The 16,582-nt window shown below is 69.9% G+C and carries 17 protein-coding genes; 8 read left to right on the forward strand and 9 right to left on the reverse strand.

The window, feature by feature from the left end; all coding sequences use genetic code 11:
- Nucleotides 1–169: 169 nt before the first annotated feature.
- Complete coding sequence (locus tag ACZ56L_RS11550; protein ID WP_471063396.1) at nt 170–814, forward strand: prolyl oligopeptidase family serine peptidase; 645 nt, start codon at nt 170–172, stop codon at nt 812–814.
- A gap of 163 nt (nt 815–977) precedes the next feature.
- On the opposite strand, the gene ACZ56L_RS11555 is transcribed toward ACZ56L_RS11550, so the two are convergent.
- The 3 genes from ACZ56L_RS11555 to ACZ56L_RS11565 all read right to left on the reverse strand — a co-directional run bounded on the left by ACZ56L_RS11555 (nt 978) and on the right by ACZ56L_RS11565 (nt 2,990).
- Complete coding sequence (locus ACZ56L_RS11555; RefSeq protein ID WP_471063398.1) at nt 978–1,499, reverse strand: AAA family ATPase; 522 nt, start codon at nt 1,497–1,499, stop codon at nt 978–980.
- A 421-nt stretch (nt 1,500–1,920) separates the two neighbouring features.
- On the reverse strand, nt 1,921–2,364 hold the full coding sequence (locus tag ACZ56L_RS11560; protein WP_345227686.1) for a hypothetical protein: 444 nt from the start codon (nt 2,362–2,364) through the stop codon (nt 1,921–1,923).
- Nucleotides 2,365–2,492: 128 nt separating this feature from the next.
- Nucleotides 2,493–2,990 (reverse strand): pyridoxamine 5'-phosphate oxidase family protein, encoded by a 498-nt coding sequence (locus tag ACZ56L_RS11565; protein WP_345227684.1) that lies wholly within the window; start codon nt 2,988–2,990, stop codon nt 2,493–2,495.
- A 253-nt stretch (nt 2,991–3,243) separates the two neighbouring features.
- On the opposite strand from ACZ56L_RS11565, the gene ACZ56L_RS11570 reads away from it, so the two are divergent.
- Nucleotides 3,244–4,449 carry a serine hydrolase domain-containing protein gene (locus ACZ56L_RS11570; RefSeq protein WP_471063401.1) on the forward strand — a complete coding sequence of 402 codons (1,206 nt, stop codon included), beginning with the start codon at nt 3,244–3,246 and terminating at the stop codon, nt 4,447–4,449.
- Nucleotides 4,450–4,513: 64 nt separating this feature from the next.
- Here the strand turns inward: ACZ56L_RS11570 and ACZ56L_RS11575 are convergent, their stop codons facing one another.
- Together ACZ56L_RS11575 and ACZ56L_RS11580 are read right to left on the reverse strand one after the other, a co-directional pair.
- Nucleotides 4,514–4,966, reverse strand: coding sequence for a nucleoside deaminase (locus tag ACZ56L_RS11575; RefSeq protein WP_345227995.1), 453 nt, complete (start codon nt 4,964–4,966; stop codon nt 4,514–4,516).
- 248 nt (nt 4,967–5,214) lie between these two features.
- Nucleotides 5,215–5,607, reverse strand: a complete 393-nt coding sequence (locus ACZ56L_RS11580) for a DUF5997 family protein (RefSeq protein WP_345227680.1) — start codon at nt 5,605–5,607, stop codon at nt 5,215–5,217.
- Between the two features lie 87 nt (nt 5,608–5,694).
- Here ACZ56L_RS11580 and ACZ56L_RS11585 point away from each other — a divergent pair, with 87 nt between their 5' ends.
- From ACZ56L_RS11585 to ACZ56L_RS11595, 3 genes are all read left to right on the forward strand, one after another.
- The gene (locus tag ACZ56L_RS11585) at nt 5,695–6,501 is read left to right on the forward strand and encodes a LysR family substrate-binding domain-containing protein (protein WP_471063403.1); all 807 of its coding nucleotides are present in this window, start codon (nt 5,695–5,697) and stop codon (nt 6,499–6,501) included.
- A 165-nt stretch (nt 6,502–6,666) separates the two neighbouring features.
- Nucleotides 6,667–7,911 carry a cytochrome P450 gene (locus ACZ56L_RS11590; protein WP_471063405.1) on the forward strand — a complete coding sequence of 415 codons (1,245 nt, stop codon included), beginning with the start codon at nt 6,667–6,669 and terminating at the stop codon, nt 7,909–7,911.
- Between the two features lie 3 nt (nt 7,912–7,914).
- The gene (locus ACZ56L_RS11595) at nt 7,915–8,148 is read left to right on the forward strand and encodes a ferredoxin (protein WP_471063407.1); all 234 of its coding nucleotides are present in this window, start codon (nt 7,915–7,917) and stop codon (nt 8,146–8,148) included.
- A 608-nt stretch (nt 8,149–8,756) separates the two neighbouring features.
- Here ACZ56L_RS11595 and ACZ56L_RS11600 read toward each other — a convergent pair.
- From ACZ56L_RS11600 to ACZ56L_RS11610, 3 genes are all read right to left on the reverse strand, one after another.
- Nucleotides 8,757–9,374, reverse strand: a complete 618-nt coding sequence (locus ACZ56L_RS11600; RefSeq protein WP_471063409.1) for a DinB family protein — start codon at nt 9,372–9,374, stop codon at nt 8,757–8,759.
- Nucleotides 9,375–9,425: 51 nt separating this feature from the next.
- On the reverse strand, nt 9,426–11,816 hold the full coding sequence (locus ACZ56L_RS11605) for an ATP-binding cassette domain-containing protein (protein ID WP_471063411.1): 2,391 nt from the start codon (nt 11,814–11,816) through the stop codon (nt 9,426–9,428).
- Between the two features lie 203 nt (nt 11,817–12,019).
- Nucleotides 12,020–12,631: a YdeI/OmpD-associated family protein gene (locus ACZ56L_RS11610; RefSeq protein WP_471063413.1), complete on the reverse strand. Its 612-nt coding sequence runs from the start codon at nt 12,629–12,631 to the stop codon at nt 12,020–12,022.
- Nucleotides 12,632–12,797: 166 nt separating this feature from the next.
- On the opposite strand from ACZ56L_RS11610, the gene ACZ56L_RS11615 reads away from it, so the two are divergent.
- Both ACZ56L_RS11615 and ACZ56L_RS11620 read left to right on the forward strand, forming a co-directional pair.
- Nucleotides 12,798–13,442, forward strand: coding sequence for a TetR/AcrR family transcriptional regulator (locus tag ACZ56L_RS11615; protein WP_471063415.1), 645 nt, complete (start codon nt 12,798–12,800; stop codon nt 13,440–13,442).
- A complete protein-coding gene (locus ACZ56L_RS11620) occupies nt 13,439–14,839 on the forward strand; it encodes a phenylacetate--CoA ligase family protein (RefSeq protein ID WP_471063417.1) in 1,401 nt (466 codons plus the stop codon). The genes ACZ56L_RS11615 and ACZ56L_RS11620 overlap by 4 nt, the downstream gene beginning before the upstream one ends.
- A gap of 300 nt (nt 14,840–15,139) precedes the next feature.
- On the opposite strand, the gene ACZ56L_RS11625 is transcribed toward ACZ56L_RS11620, so the two are convergent.
- Nucleotides 15,140–15,868 carry an SDR family NAD(P)-dependent oxidoreductase gene (locus ACZ56L_RS11625; protein WP_471063419.1) on the reverse strand — a complete coding sequence of 243 codons (729 nt, stop codon included), beginning with the start codon at nt 15,866–15,868 and terminating at the stop codon, nt 15,140–15,142.
- An 83-nt stretch (nt 15,869–15,951) separates the two neighbouring features.
- Between ACZ56L_RS11625 and ACZ56L_RS11630 the strand changes: the two genes are divergently transcribed.
- Nucleotides 15,952–16,521, forward strand: coding sequence for a MarR family winged helix-turn-helix transcriptional regulator (locus ACZ56L_RS11630; protein ID WP_471063837.1), 570 nt, complete (start codon nt 15,952–15,954; stop codon nt 16,519–16,521).
- Nucleotides 16,522–16,582: the final 61 nt, after the last annotated feature.

Below are 16,582 nucleotides of genomic sequence, written 5' to 3' on the forward strand. Positions count from 1 at the left end.
CACCCCTCCCGGACCCCCCGTCCTCGGTGCGGGAGGTGCGCGGCATCCCCTACGCCGAGGTCCCCGGCGGCCGCCCGCTCGAACTCGACCTCTGGCTCCCCACGCCGCCGACGCCCGCACCCGCGCCCCTCGTGCTCTTCGTGCACGGCGGAGCGGACGGCGCGACGACATGGGCTTCCGGACCCGCGACCGGTCCCCCGGCCCGTTCGTCCGCCTGGCGGCGGCGGGCTTCGCGGTGGCGTGCGCGGACTGCCGGCTGAGCGGCGAGGCCACGTTTCCGGCCCCGCTCGACGACCTGCACGCGACCCTGCGCCGGCTCGGGCTGCGCGGTCCGGAGCTGGGGACCGACCCGGCCAGGACGGTGGTCCGGGGCGAGTCGGCAGGCGGGCACCTCGCGTCGCTGCTGGCCCTGACCGCACCCGGGCTCGCGGGGGCGGTGGTCTGGTACGGCCCGAGCGACCTGACCTCCCCGCGCGGCCCGTTCACCCCCGAAGCCCCGGCGACCCCCGAGGCCCTCCTGCTGGGCGGCGCCCCGGCCGCCGCCCCGGACCGCACCCGCGAGGCGAGCCCGCTGGCCCGGGTGCGCCCCGACGCGCCGCCCTTCCTCCTCATCCACGGCGAGGCGGACACGATGGTCGACTGCTCGCACAGCACATCCCTGGCGACGGCCCTGCGCAATACTTCCGCCTCCCTCGTCGACCTCTGGACCGTCCCGGACGCCGACCACGCCCGGCACGGCGTACCGGGATCAACCGTGGAGGCCGTCTTCAACCGCTCCCTCGCCTTCGCAGAACTCTGCGTTCCACGCACATAACCGCTTCGCGGGCGGACAGCCCACTGCCGTCGGCCACATGCGACAACCTCCCGCTCACGGGTTCAGGTGGGAGGCCGAGGCCCCTGTCCAGACAGCCCGCAGCCCGCACACCCTGCACCGGACCGGAGCCCCCCCTGCCCGCGAGCAAACCCACCGCAGACACCTACCCCGCCCCGAAGGCCTCCGCCATCACCCGCCCCACCGTCTGCGCCAGACTGCTGGACGCCGGAACGACTTCCTCAATCGCCCCCGGAAGCACGTCCAACCCCCGGTACCACTCCCGTAGTCGCACGTCTCCGTACTCCGTCACCTGCGGCTTCGTCCCGTGCCGCCGCAGCGTCTCCTCGTACGGCACGTCGAAGTAGTACATGCGCGTCGTCCCGCAATGATCCCGCCGGAGCGCCTCCAGCATCGCTCCGTACCGATCGGCGTACAGGATGCCTTCCACGACCACGTGGAAGCCGTGTTCCAAGGCATACCGCGCCACCACGTCAATGAGCCCGATGTTCGCCCCACCGGGCACATCGTGTTCCCGCAACACCTCCCTGCGCAGATTGTCCTGCCCCACGATCGCGAGCCCCCGCCCGTACCGGCGTCGGATCTCGGCGGCCACGGAGGACTTCCCGGAAGCGGAATTGCCCCGCAGAACGATCAGCCGCGTATCGGCACTGCCAACGGAATTCATGCGAGGGACGCTAGAACACCCCGCGCCCGTACACCCGTCCCCGTCCCCGTTCACGATCGCGCTCAGCCATCCGCCGAGCCGGTCGACCACCGCCCCGTCACCGACGGGCCGAACCCGTCCCCTGCCGGCCACCGGCCCCGGACCGGGCCGCGACGAAGAGCCCGCCCCTCAACTCCCGGGCCCCGGCGAACCCGACCGGGGCCCCCTCGGTGGCGGCACCGGCCACGAAGCCGACCCGCAGCACGCAAGCTGCGTCACCGTCCTCCCGCCCACGCACACCGAAACGACTACCGTCCCGTGACATGTCAACGCCACCCCCCGAACCGACGGCCCGGTCGGCGGCCGACCCCACTGGCGTACGTCTCCACCTCGCCCCCGTCCGAGCCCTTCGCCCGGCCCGCCCCGTGACCGCCGCCTTCGCCTAGTACGGCCCGCCCCGGAAGTACACGTTCCGATTTCCTCGGGGCCGCTCCCCCCGCACGTACGCCGCATCCGACCGCTCCTCGGGAGCCGAGCGGTCCGCGAGGTCCCGCAGCCGCTCCAGGCCCGCCAGCACGTCGGGGCGGTTCTCGGCGCGCTTCAGCCAGGCCGGCAGGCGCGGGATCATCGCACCGGTGGAACTCGACCCGCCCCGCTCCCGCAACCGCGCACCGACGTAGTCCGCCAGCACCCCCACGTGCTCCTCGTTGTACGCCCACAGCACCCGCCCCGCACACCGCGTCTGCAACCACAACGGCCGCCCGAAGTACGGGTCCTCCGTGCCGCCCATGGTCACCCCGACCAGCGCCCGGCCCTCCGTCGGCGCCTCCCAGCCGGCCGTCGTCCCGCATCCGGCACAGACCAGCCGCCGGGGCATGAACAGCAAGTCGGTGCAGTACACACGGTCCGGCAGCCCGGGACGTGTCACCACTGCCGCCCGGCCCCCGCACCCCGGGCACACCACGTACAGCGGCTCCGAGAGTTCCGCCGTCCACCAGCCGCGGTCCCGGTGCCTCAGACCAGCCACACGCCCTCCCGCATCAGATGCCTCCCGCGCAGCTCGTGCTGCTCGTGCCACGCCTGCACCGCCCGGGGCACCACACGGTAGTACGCGTACGGCGTGGCCGAACCGGCCGAGCGGCGCGGGTCCCAGCCCCAGCGCGCGGCGAACGCGTCCGCCGCCCCGGTCGGCACCTCCTGCGCGCTGAAGCTCTCCACCGTCCCGTCGATCAGCACCACGTCCCTGGTGTCCCCGAACGCCAGCCTGGTCAGACCGCTCGTGTGCAGGTTGCGGCCGGTGGGGTTGGTGGTGCGGGTCGCCAGCCAGAGTGCCTCCCCGTCCCACCGGAACCACAGCGGCACCAGACACGGGACGCCGTCCTCGTCCGCCGTGGCCACCCAGATGTCCGACTCCCGCTCCAGCCGGGCCAGTACGTCCTTCTTGCGCTGCTCGGGGGTGCGGGGAGCGGGGAGTTGCGGGGCCTGCCGGTCGGGCTGCCGGGTGATCTTCATGCCCAGGACGCTACGCGGACACGGCGCCCGGCGCCTCGGTCTCCGGTCGCGGGACTCCGTGCCACTGGACCTAGGACCGGGGTGCCTGAGAACCGGGGCGCGTCCGAGGACTTGGTGTACCTGACCCCCCTCGCCACGGGGAGCTGCCCCCCGTCCTGATGCGCCTGTTGCCCCTATGGGGCGGTGGATCTCGCCCAGGGAACCTGAAGGGGTCCGACCGCGACCCACGCACACGACCTCGGAGAGGTTCCCGATGACCGTACGTTCTCCTCAGCGGCCCGCACGCACTCTGACGGCCACCCGCCGCCGACGCGGCATCGCCGCCGTGGCCGCACTCTCCGCCGCGCTCGCCGTGGGCAGCGTGCTGCCCGCGAACGCGGTGCCGACCGCTCCCGCCCAGGACACTCGGAACTCCGCCTTCCGCCAGGGCCTGCACGACCTCGTCAAGCAGGACAAGTACCCCGCCGTCCTCGCCTCCACCACCGACCGCGACGGCCGCACCCGCAACTACGCGGTCGGCAAGGGGGACCTGAAGACCGGCGCCCCCGCGCCCGTCGACGGGCAGATCAGAGCGGGAAGCAACACCAAGACCTTCACGGCCGTCGCCGTCCTGCAACTCGTCGGCGAGGGCAAGGTCGGCCTCGACGCCCCCATTGAGCGCTACCTGCCCCGCCTGGTGCGCGGTGAGGGCATCGACGGCCGGAAGATCACGGTCCGTCAGCTCCTCAACCACACCAGCGGCCTGCCCAACTACACCGAGTACATGTTCACCGACGTCCTGGGCAAGGCCCGGCACACCTACCTCCAGCCCCGCACGCTCCTCGACATCGCCCTGGAGCACAAGGCGCTCTTCTCCCCCGGCACCGACTGGGCGTACAGCAACACCAACTACGTGCTGCTGGGGCTGCTGATCGAGAAGGTCACCGGCCGCCCGCTGGCCGAGCAGATCCACCAGCGCATCATCGACCGCGCCGGACTGCGCAAGACGTACTTCCCCGCTGTGGGCGAGGAGCGCATCCGCGGCAAGCACCCCAAGGCGTACCACGCGGAGAAGCCCGGGGCGCCGCTGGTGGACTTCACCGAGCTGGACCCCTCATGGGGCTGGGCGGCCGGGCAGATCGTCTCCACGCCCAGCGACCTGAACCGTTTCTTCACGGCCCTGCTCGACGGGAAGCTGCTCAAGCCCGCGGAGCTGAAGCAGATGCGCACCACGGTCCCGGTGCCCGAGAAGTGGGGCGGCAAGGGCGTGCGGTACGGCCTCGGGGTGACGCGTACGCCGCTGAGCTGCGGCGGTGCCATCTGGGGTCACGGCGGCGACATCCCGGGCCATGCGACCCGCAACGGCGTCACGGACGACGGCCGGGCGGCGTCCCTCGCCCTCACGGCGAACCTGGCACCGACGAAGGACGGCCCGGAGAACGCGGTGAAGGTGCTGGACTCCGCGTTCTGCCAGAAGTAGCGCGGAAGGGTGTGTGGGGGGGGGTGCGGGCCGCATCCCCTCCACACACCCCCAGCGCCGGGCCTCAGTAGTCGATGCGGTCCGACTTCGCCAGCCACGCCTCGAACGGCTCGTTCCGGTTGGGCACGTCGAGCCGCTCGATGGTCGCGGGCCACAGCTCCTGGGGCCGCTTCTCGAACAGGTCGTAGAACTTGCGGTCGTCGAAGCCGGCCACCGCGGCGTCGTCCCGGTCGGCCGCGAAGACGATCCGGTCGACGCGCGCCCACAGCGCGGAGGACAGACACATCGGGCACGGCTCGCAGGAGGTGACCAGCACGCAGCCCTCCAGCGAGAAGGTGTTGAGCTTCTGACAGGCGGCACGCATGGCGCTGACCTCGGCGTGCGCGGTCGGGTCCAGGTTCGCGGTCACCTGGTTGTTGCCGAGCGCGACGATCTCGCCGTCCTTGGCGACGAGCGCGCCGAAGGGGCCGCCGCCGTTCGCCACGCTGGTGGTGGCGATGCGGATCGCCTCGTCCATCCAGGTGCGCTCCAGCTCCTGGATGCTCTTCTCTTCGGCGTACGCGGTCACAATGACTCCCCTTTGGCTCTGTTCACCTTGTGTGAGGGAGTACACAGGCAACAGGGGGTTCGCAGCGAGGGGTAAAAGACATGAAAACCCGGCAGGCTGAGCCCTCGGCTTCGTAGACTCCTACAAAACTGCTTTCCGTGGCATCACCCCTGGTGAGCGCCCCGAGGACAGCCGACCGCCCGCGCGGGGGGCCGGAACTACTGCGGCTTCTCGGCCTTCTCCGCCTTCATCTCCTTGATCCGCACGGTCTCCTTGCGGACCTCGTTCTGCGTGGCGCGCTCCTTCTGGAGCCATTCCGGGTTCTCGTCCTTCAGCGCGTCGATCTGCTCGGTGGTGAGCGCCTCGGTGACACCGCCGCGGGCGAGACCGGAAATGGAGACGCCGAGCTTGTTGGCGACGACGGGACGAGGGTGCGGGCCGTTGGCGCGCAGGTCCTGGAGCCACTGCGGCGGGTCGGCCTGGAGCGCGGTCAGCTCGGCACGCGAAACCACGCCCTCCTGGAACTCTGCGGGGGTGGCTTCGAGGTACACACCCAGCTTCTTCGCCGCGGTGGCGGGCTTCATGGTCTGGGTGTTCTGGTGCGACGTCATGGTGTCAAGGGTATCGAGCGTGTGCGCCACCGCCGACCACACGGCTGCCGTGGGTGCGCCCGGGTGGCTGCCGGTAACCTGACCGGCGTGACAGGCTCGGAAGCACCCTCCCCCACCTCCCCTTCGTTCCGGCTCGCGTACGTCCCGGGCGTGACCCCCACCAAGTGGGTGCGGATCTGGCACGAGCGGCTGTCCGACGTCCCGCTGACCCTGGTCGCGGCGGCCCCGGCCGAGGTGTTCGACGTACTGCGCGAAGGCGGCGCCGACGCCGGTTTCGTACGCCTCCCCGTGGACCGCGCGGACCTGGCCGCGATTCCCCTGTACACGGAGACGACGGTCGTCGTGATCCCCAAGGACCACGTCATCGCGGCCGTCGAGGAGGTCACCGCCGAGGACCTCGCCGACGAGCTGGTCCTGCACCCCCTGGACGACACCCTGGCCTGGGAGCGGCTCCCGGGCGTGCCCGCCAAAGAGCGTCCGGCCACCACCGCGGACGCGATCGAGCTGGTGGCGGCGGGCGTCGGCGTCCTGATCGTGCCGCAGTCCCTGGCCCGCCTCCACCACCGCAAGGACCTGACGTACCGGCCGATCACCGGCACCCCGGAGTCCCGGGTCGCCCTGTCCTGGCCCCACACGGAGTCGGGCGAGCCGACGGAGCTGGTCGAGCACTTCATCGGGATCGTACGAGGCCGCACGGTTAACAGCACCCGGGGCCCGGCCCTCCCGAAGAACTCCGCCGACGCGAAGCAGCAGAAGCGGACGGACAAGGCCAAGCAGCCGGCCCGCAAGCCCGCCGCCAAGAGCACGGGTTCCGCCAGGACGAAGAGCGGCGGCGGCAAGGCCGGCGCGAAGCACAGCCGGAACTCCCCCAAGCGCGGCAAGCCCCGCCGCTGACCGCCCCGCCCTCCTGATCGTCCTGATCCCGACTTTCACCCGACCACTTCCGAAGGATGCCCAGCCGACACGCTTAGTGCCACGAATCCCTTGCGGTGATGCCACACTGGTGCCATTCTGATGCCGCCCGCGAGGTACACGTCTGTTGTCGCTCTGGAGGAATTCGTGCAGCACGAAACGTCGACCGCGCCCGCAGCCACCTGCCCCCTGTCGTCGCCCCCCGTCGAGCCGGTGCCCCGCATACCCACCGGCCGCGACGCCGGATGTCCCTTCGACCCGACCGCCGAGATGACCGCCCTGCGCGAGCGGGACCCGCTGGTACGGCTGACCTTCCCCGACGGCCACGTCGGCTGGCTGGCCACCGGGTACGAGACGGTCCGGGCGGTCTTCGCCGACTCCCGCTTCAGCTCCCGGTACGAACTCCTGCACTACCCCTTCGCGGACATCGGCGAGCTGCCGCCCGCACCGGCCGGCGACATGACGGGGATGGACGCCCCCGAGCACACCCGGTTCCGGAAGCTGCTCATGGGCAAGTTCACGGTCCGCCGGATGCGCGAACTCACCGCGCGCGTCGCGGAGATCACCGCCGAACAGCTCGACGCGATGGAGCGCGCGGGCGGCCCGGTGGACCTGGTCGAGGCGTTCGCCCAGCCGATCCCGGCGCTGATGATCTGCGAGCTGTTGGGGGTCCCCGCCGCCGACCGCGACTTCTTCCAGCGCTGCGCGTTGCAACTGACCTCGATCGTCTCCGACCAGCAGGCGCAGCACGAGGCGATGACCGCGCTCGGCGGCTACATGCACGAGCTGGTCCTCGCCAAGCGGGCCGAGCCCACCGACGACCTGCTCGGCGACCTGACCTCCACCGATCTCTCGGACGAGGAACTCACCGGTGTCGGCAGCTTCCTGCTCGGCGCGGGACTCGAAACGACCGCCAACATGCTGGCCCTGGGCACCTACGCCCTACTGCGTCACCCGGCCCAGTTCGCCGCCCTGCGCGACGACCCGTCCCTCGCCCCGCAGGCGGTCGAGGAGTTGCTGCGCTACCTCACCATCACGCACACGGGTGCCAAGTCGGCACTGGAGGACGTCGAGCTGCACGGCAAGCTGATCAAGGCCGGTGAGACCGTCGTCCTGTCCATGGAGGCCGCCAACCGCGACCCGCTGCGCTTCCCCGACCCCGACACCCTCGACCTGCACCGCAGGGCCACCGGCCACGTGGGCTTCGGCCACGGCATCCACCAGTGCCTGGGCCAGCAGCTGGCCCGCGTGGAGATGCAGGTGGCGCTGCCCGCCCTGCTCGCCCGGTTCCCGTCCCTGCGGCTGGCGGCCGCCGAGGAGGAGATCCCGCTCCGTACGGACCAGACCATCTTCGGCGTGCACAGCCTCCCCGTCACCTGGGACGAGGTGTAGGCGATGGCATCCCGCCCCGACGACTCCCCGGCTGCGGAGTGGCGGGTACGGGCCTCCCGCGACCGGTGCATCGGCTCCGGAATGTGCGCGCTGACCGCGCCGGGAGTGTTCGACCAGGACCATGAGGACGGCTTCGTCCAGGTCCTGCGCCCCCGCCTGCCGCGGACCGACCCCGACGCCGCCGCCGCTCGCGAGGCCGTCGGCATCTGCCCCGCACAAGCGATCGGCCTGCGCTGACCACCCGCCCGTGCCACCCGGCTCGCAGCCGGTCGGCACGGGCTCACCCTGGATCACGTACACCCTGGATCACGTACACCCCGGATCACGTACACCCTGGATTCCGCTCGTCCCGGATCACACCGGACCCCGTACCGGACCTCTCTCCGCCCCCGCCCGGCGGCGCACCCCGTCACCAGTGCGCCGAGCGAGATCGCCCTGTTGAGACGCCGACGAACCTCGGGGACACTCACCGGCCGCCCAGGGACCGAGGGACTGAAGGACCGAAGAACGGCACATCGTCACGGCATCCGAGACGCCTGCCCCCGGGCCTCTGCCCCCGGTTCCCTCCCGTTCACCTCTCGGCCGGTCCTGCCCTCGCCCGACGGCTCGGCCGTCGCCGCAGCGACGGGCGAACGCCGGCCGGACGGCAACCTCGGCCCCGCTCTGGAAGGCCTCCTGGGCGCCGAGGCCGTACTGGCCGCCCCGCGAGAAGGCCCCCTGTGCGGGGCGGCCCCGCACGCTGTCCTCGGAAGCCGTCGCGGTGGCGGGAGAGACGGACGTCTCAGACGTCGTCCCCCTGTTGCTGTTACGTGCGGACGCGTTCACCGCCGCGACGGACTGAGCCCCTACTTCCCCGGGGACTCCCCCGCCGCCTGCGCCGCCTCTCGTGCCACCTCCTCCAGCCGTGCCACGTACGTCTCCCACGAAACCCCCTCGACCGGAGACAGGTTCTCGTTGCCCTGCTGGAGACCCGCGCTCCCGTCGATCAGTTCCCGGACGATGTCCGCGTGCCCGCCGTGCCGGTTCGTCTCCGCGAGCATGTGGACCAGGATGCGGTGCAGCGAGACTTCGCTCCGCTCCTTCGGCCAGTGCGGCACATGGCCGGTGGCGTCCCACTCCAGGGCCTCGATGGTGGTGTCCGCGTGCGCACACGCCTTGCGGTAGAGGCCGACGACGAAAGCGCGGGACTCGTCGGCGGTCGCCCACATGTCCACGCTGGGATCGTCGTCGAAGTCCTCCAGCCACGGCATCGGCTCGGCCGTGAACGGGCGCCCGAAGGTGTCACCGAAGTACGCGACTTCGCAGCCCGCCAGGTGCTTGAGCAGCCCCAGCAGGTTGGTGCCGGTGGGGGTCAGAGGCCGTCGGACGTCGTACTCCGACAGCCCTTCGACCTTCCACAGCAGCGCTCCCCGGGCGGACTTGAGGTAACGGTGCAGGTCCTTCTTGGGATCGGTCTCAGTCATGTGCGACACCTTCCCACCCCCCACTGACATCCGGTGTCCGCGGTACCCCCGTCACCCGCCGACGTACTCCGCGAGGTGCTCGCCCGTGAGCGTGGACCGGGCGGCGACGAGTTCGGCGGGCGTTCCCTGGAAAACGATCCGGCCGCCGTCGTGCCCCGCCCCGGGCCCGAGGTCGATGATCCAGTCCGCGTGCGCCATGACCGCCTGGTGGTGTTCGACGACGACGACCGACTTGCCGGACTCCACGAGCCGGTCGAGCAGACCCAGCAACTGCTCGACGTCGGCGAGGTGCAGGCCCGCGGTCGGCTCGTCGAGGACGTACACACCGCCCTTCTCCCCCATATGAGTGGCCAGCTTGAGCCGTTGGCGCTCACCGCCGGACAGGGTCGTCAGCGGCTGACCGAGGCTGAGGTAACCGAGGCCGACATCGGCGAGCCGGGTCAGGATGCGGTGTGCGGCAGGTGTGCTCGCCTCCCCGGACCCGAAGAACTCCTCGGCCTGCGCCACCGACATCGCCAGCACCTCGCTGATGTCGCGCCCGCCGAGCTCGTACTCCAGCACCGACGCCTGAAACCGCTTCCCCTCGCACTCCTCGCAGGGCGTGGAGACGCTCGCCATCACCCCCAGGTCGGTGTAGATGACGCCGATGCCGTTGCACTCGGGGCAGGCGCCCTCGGAGTTGGCGCTGAACAAGGCGGGCTTCACCCCGTTGGCCTTCGCGAAGGCCTTGCGGATCGGGTCGAGGAGCCCGGTGTACGTCGCCGGATTGCTCCGCCGCGAGCCGCGGATCGGACCCTGGTCGATCGACACCACCCCCTCCCCCGCCGGAATCGACCCGTGCACCAGGGAGCTCTTGCCCGACCCGGCCACACCGGTGACGACGGTGAGCACCCCGAGCGGGATGTCCACGTCGATGTCGCGCAGGTTGTGCGCCGACGCACCGCGGATCTCCAGCATCCCGGTGGGCCGGCGCACCGCCGCCTTGAGCGAGGCGCGGTCGTCGAAGTGGTGGCCGGTGACCGTTCCGCTCTTGCGCAGTCCGTCGACGGTTCCCTCGAAGCAGACGATGCCGCCCTGCGTACCCGCGCCGGGACCGAGATCGACCACATGGTCGGCGATGGCGATCGTCTCGGGCTTGTGCTCCACGACGAGCACGGTGTTGCCCTTGTCCCGCAGCCTGAGCAGCAGGTCGTTCATGCGCTCGATGTCGTGCGGGTGCAGGCCGATGGTGGGCTCGTCGAACACATAGGTGACGTCGGTCAGCGAGGAACCGAGGTGGCGGATCATCTTGACTCGCTGGGCCTCGCCGCCCGAGAGCGTGCCAGCCGGACGGTCGAGCGCCAGGTAGCCGAGCCCGATTTCCACGAACGAGTCGAGAGTGTGCTGCAGCGCCGTCAGCAGCGGGCCCACGGAGGGCTCCCGGAGACCGCGGACCCATTCGGCGAGGTCCCTGATCTCCATGGCGCAGGCATCGGCGATGCTGAGCTTCTTGATCTTCGAGGACCGGGCCGTCGCACTGAGCCGGGTGCCGTCGCACTCGGGACAGGTGGTGAAGGTGACCGCGCGGTCCACGAAGTCCCGGATGTGCGGCTGCATCGCTTCCCTGTCCTTGGACAGGAACGACTTCTGGATCTTGGGGATCAGGCCTTCGTAGGTGAGGTTCACCCCTTCGACCTTCACCTTGACCGGTTCGTGGTGGAGGAAGTCCTGCATCTCCTTCTCGGTGAACTCGCGGATCGGCTTGTTCGGGTCGAGGAGACCGGACTCCGCGTACACGCGCACCGTCCAGAAGCTGTCCGACTTCCATCCGGGGATGGTGAACGCGCCCTCGGCCAGCGACTTGGTGTCGTCGTAGAGCTGGGTGAGGTCGATGTCCGAGACCGCGCCGCGGCCCTCGCAGCGGGTGCACATGCCGCCGGTGCGGTTGAACGTCGCCTTGACCGTCTTCTTCGCCCCCTTCTCTACGGTGATGGCTCCGCTCGCCCGCACGGAGGCGACGTTGAAGGCGAAGGCGCTGGGCGAGCCGATGCGCGGTTCGCCGAGCCTGCTGAAGAGGATGCGCAGCATCGCGTTGGCATCGGTGGCGGTGCCGACCGTGGAGCGGGGGTCGGCTCCCATGCGCTGCTGGTCGACGATGATGGCGGTGGTCAGTCCGTCGAGTACGTCGACCTCCGGGCGGGCCTGCGTCGGCATGAAGCCCTGCACGAAAGCGCTGTACGTCTCATTGATCAGCCGCTGCGACTCGGCGGCGATCGTGGCGAACACCAACGAGCTCTTGCCCGACCCCGAGACCCCGGTGAACACCGTCAGCCGGCGCTTGGGAATGTCGACGCTGACGTCCTTGAGGTTGTTCTCGCGTGCCCCGTGCACACGGATCACGTCATGACTGTCGGCGACGTGCGGCACGGACGCGCCCGCGTCCGCTCTCCTGGCCCTGCTCATCGTGGTGCCTCCATGTGGGGTGCGACCGCCTTCACGGCCTACCGGCCTACGACGACATCCGCCGGCCCGATCGGCCCGATCGGTCCGGTCCGGCTTCGGACCCCGCGGTTCGAGCAACGCCGGGAGCTTCCCATGATGAACGCGGGACACGACAACAGCCCGCTCTCCGTCCGATCGGCGGTGCCCGCGCCGAAGGGAAGCCCTCAGCTTCCCCCGGGCAACCTCAGCGCGCGCAGGACACGCTCCCTGCGGGCCTCCCGCGCCTTCGGTGTCAGGGCTTGCAGCAGCGGAAGGATCAACTGGTAGCGCGTTGTCCTGTCCAGCGCGTCGAAGGCCCTCTTCGCCTCGGGGTCGGCGTCGAGCTCCGCCGCCAGATCGGGCGGCGCGACGGCGTTCTTCTGGGATTCGTACGCCTTCGTCCAGCGGCCGTCCTCCTGCGCCCTGCGCACCTCGGCCATTCCGGGCTCGCGCATCCGCCCCTGCGTGAGCAGCACCGCCACCTTGTCGACGTTGACCTGCGACCACAGGCTCCCCGGCCGCCTCGGCACGTACCGCTGGAGATAGTGGTCCCCGTCGAGCGAGCGACGCTGTCCGGAGATCCAGCCGAAGCACAGTCCGGTGTCGACGAGTTCGTCGTCGGTGACGGACGGGATTCCTGACTTCTTCTTCGTCACCTTGACCCAAACGCCTTCCTGGCGGCCGAAGTTGTCCTCCAGCCAGCTTTCGAAGGCCTTTCCGTCCAGGAAGGCGCGGACCTCGACGCCATCGATCGGATCAAGCCCGCTGCCCCCGCCTGCTCCACCGTTCTCCGTCATGCGGACAGGTTATGGGGAGGCCCTTTCCGCGGTCTTCATGACGGTCGGGCCCATGGTTCTCCCTTCTACGCCTCTACGCCTCCACGCCTCTACGCCTCTACGCCTCTACGCCTCTACGCCTCTACGCCTCTGGATTAAATACGGAGCAGCGCTGTATCGTTTCTGCATGACGATCGACCCTGCCGCTCCTCCTCCCCGCCCACCCGGGCGCCCTCGCAGCCGTGAGGCGGACGAGGCGATCCTCGCCGCAGCGCTGGACCTGCTGATCGAACGGGGTGGCGGCGCGACCAGCATCGAGCAGATCGCCCGCCGTGCGGGGGTCACGCGGGCGACCGTGTACCGCCGGTTCCCAAACCTGACGGAGCTCCTGGTGCGTGCCATCGAGTGGGAGTACCGGAACACCACCCCCGAAGCACTGAGCTGGCCGGACGTGCCTGCCATGGTCCGGGACTGGGCCCGCCACCTCAGTGAACCCCGTTCCCGCCGGCTCGTCCGCCGCCTGTACGGAACGATGGACGACCTGCCCGAGCTGCTGCGCGCCTACGACGCGGCCTACGGAAGTCACCGCGGTCGCGCCGTCCGTAACACCCTTGAGCACGCCAGTGCCGCAGGTGAGCTGCCCCCGCACTGCGACCCGGAGACCCTCCAACTGGTACTCAGCGGCGCGGCACTTCAGCACCTGGCTGCGTATCCCGACACCACCGCCGCCCAGGACGTCGAGGCGTACTTCCTCGCCGTCCTCCGGCAGGTCGGTTTCCCCTCCCCTCCCCCTGCCCACTCCACTCCCCCGCGAAGGAGCACCTCACGATGACGCAGGACAACACTCCGGCAGACATGTCATGGCTCGGCCAGGACATCCGACGAGCCCGCCGACAGGGCACGGAAGGGCTCGCCCGCCGTCAACGCGCCCGGTTGGCCGACGCCGTGGCCCGGGCCCGTGCAGGGTCTCCGTACTACCGCGATCTCTACCGGGGCCTCCCCCGGCGGGTGGATGACCCGGCCCTCCTCCCCGTCACCGACAAGCGCCGGTTAATGGAGCGGTTCGACGACTGGTCGACCGACCGGGAGATCACGTACGACAACATCCGCGCCTTCGTCGACGACCCCGAACAGATCGGGCAGCCCTTCCTGGGCAGGTACATGGTGGCCACCACCTCCGGAACCAGCGGCCGACGCGGGCTGTTCGTACTCGACGACCGGTACCTGAACGTGGGTGCCGCGCTCATGTCACAGGCCCTCACCACCTGGCTGGGACCCTCGGGCATCCTGCGGGCTGCGGCCCGAGGCGGCCGATTCGCTCAACTCGTGGCGGTGGGCGGGCATTACGTGGGATTCGCCGGCAACCGTCGCGCGGCCCGTGAAGGAGGCTGGCGCAACAAGATCCTTCGCGTCTTCTCCGTCCACACCCCGCTGCCCGAACTGGTCGCCCAGCTCAACGCATACCGGCCGGCCGTCATCATCGGCTACACCAGCACGATCATGCTGCTCACCGCGGAGAGGGAAGCCGGGCGCCTGACGATCGACCCCGTGCTGCTGCAACCGGCAGGCGAGACCATGACCACAGCGGACATGAACCGGACAGCCGCAGCCTTCGGCGGCCGCACCGCTGTCCGCACCGCCTACGGAGCCACCGAGTGCACCTATCTCAGCTATAGCTGCGCGCAGGGCTGGTACCACGTCAACTCCGACTGGGCCGTGGTGGAACCGGTCGAGGCGGACTACCGGCCGACCCCACCCGGCCAGTACTCGCACACCGTCCTCGTCACCAACCTCGCCAACCGTGTGCAACCGTTCCTTCGGTACGACCTCGGGGACAGCGTCCTCCTGAAGCCGACGCCCTGCCGCTGCGGCAGCCCACTGCCCGCGATCCGAGTGCAGGGCCGGGCGGGCGACATCCTGACCTTCCCCGGTGCCTCCGGCGAAGAAGTACGGCTCAGTCCGCTGGCGTTCAGCACGCTCTTCGACCGCACGCCCGGAGTGGAGTTGTTCCAGGTCGTCCAGACCGCCCCCTCCGTACTCCGCGTTCGACTGCGACTGACCGGGGGTGCGTTGCCAGATGAGGTCTGGGGCTCGGTGGAGACGGAGCTGAAGGTGTTGTCCGCGGACAACAACCTCGGCGAGCTGACCATCGTGCGAGCCCCGGAACCTCCTCAGCAGTCGCCCGGTGGCAAGTACCGGACCGTGATCCCCCTCTCTGAAGGCTCCTGAGCCACCACCAAGCCCTCACAGGAAGCCAAAAACGCCCAGGAGGGCCACTGGGAGCCTCCCGCAGCGGCGATGACCCCATCACACCAGCCCTCGTGAGTTCGGGCCTCTGAGCGCCCATTCTGTGGGTCGATTTTTGCCCGGATTCGCGAAAATTGCGTTTCTCGTCGACTTTGGGGTCGCCAATGGGCCACCGGCGGCCCCGGCTGTTGTCCGCGGACAACACATGCGCTTGTTGTCCGCGGACAACAACGAGTGCCCTTGCTCATTCACTCGGCGGCCGCTCCTGCTGTTTGCTCGACGTCACCTGGTGGTGCGTGCGCCACCGTTCACATTCAGAACCTGCCCGGTGATGTGCCGGGCAGCCGGCGACGCCAGGAAGGCCACGGCGCCCACGATGTCCGCGGGCACTCCTGCCCTGCCGGTTGCGGTGGCGTCGATCAGAGAGCTGCGCCGGTCGTCGAAGAGGCGGTCACGGAAGAACTCCGTGTCGGCGATGTAGCCGGGCGACACCACGTTTGCCGTGACGCCGCGGGGTCCGAGTTCTGCCGCGACGTTCAGGTTCCAGTTGGCGAGCGCGGCCTTGGCCGCACCGTAGGAACCTGAAGCCTGGTCGGCCGCGATGGATCCGATCTGCACCACCGTCGCTCCTGCCGACAGCCGTGACTCCAGGGCCTTGGTCGTCAGAGCGGCACTGATCAGATTCGCCTCCAAGTTGGCCCGGAACGCCTGGGCATACGACGCCAGGTCGGGCTCCGCTTCGGATGCTCGGTCGAAGTCGGTATTGCCTCCGGCATTGTTGATCAGTACGTCGATCCTCCCAGGGAGTTCCTCCAGGAGCCGCTGAAGCGCCTCCGGGTCCGTGTGGTCGCAGGACACGGCACGCATCTTCTTGTTCCGTGCAGCCACCTCGTTCAGGGGCCCGGGCCGTCGTCCCGTGATCACGACCGTGTCTCCCTGGGCCGCGAAGTGTTCGGCGACAGCACGGCCGATGCCCGTTCCGCCGCCCGTCACCAGGATGGTGCGTGACATACGATGCCTCCCAGAACTTGCCGTTCAGACCTAAATTTAGATCTAAACGTAAACAGAGGAGCGGTACTTTGGCAAGAGAACCAGTGAAGGCGGGCAAGGACGAGCAGTACCCGACGGACAGCGCTTCGGGCTATCCGGTCCAGGACATCGCAGCCGCCTGGGTACGTGAACGCCCCGGCACACCCGTCTCCTCCATCGGAATCGTCACCCCCATCTGGCGACTCGCCAAGCTCCTCGGCGACGACCGCAGGCGCGTTCTCGCGCAAGCAGGAGTGGACGCAGCCACCCTCGACCTTCTCAGCGTGCTGCGGAGAAGCGGTCCCCCTTACACCCTCAGCACCCGAGAGCTCAGTCGCCGCTCCTTGGTCACGGCGGGGGCCATCTCCCAGCGAATCGCCCGGGCGGAACGCGAAGGCCTGGTAACGCGCCGCCCAGGCGAGGGACGCCCTCGCACGGTCGACGTCACACTGTCCCGGGCCGGACACGACCTGGTCGAGGAGACCGTCGACCAGGTGCTGGGAAGGGAGGCCGAGCTGATCGGTGGCCTCGACAGTGAACAACAGGACCGGCTCACGGAGCTCCTCCAACTCCTTCTCCAGGACGTGCAGCACCGGCTCGGTGACACCCGTATCACCCACGTCGGCGAAGACTGAGCACGCGTGGTGTTGTCCGCGGACAACAGAATCAGCACACCGCTGAGGACAACGGTGGGTC

This window comes from Streptomyces sp. NPDC039736, from assembly GCF_055596485.1.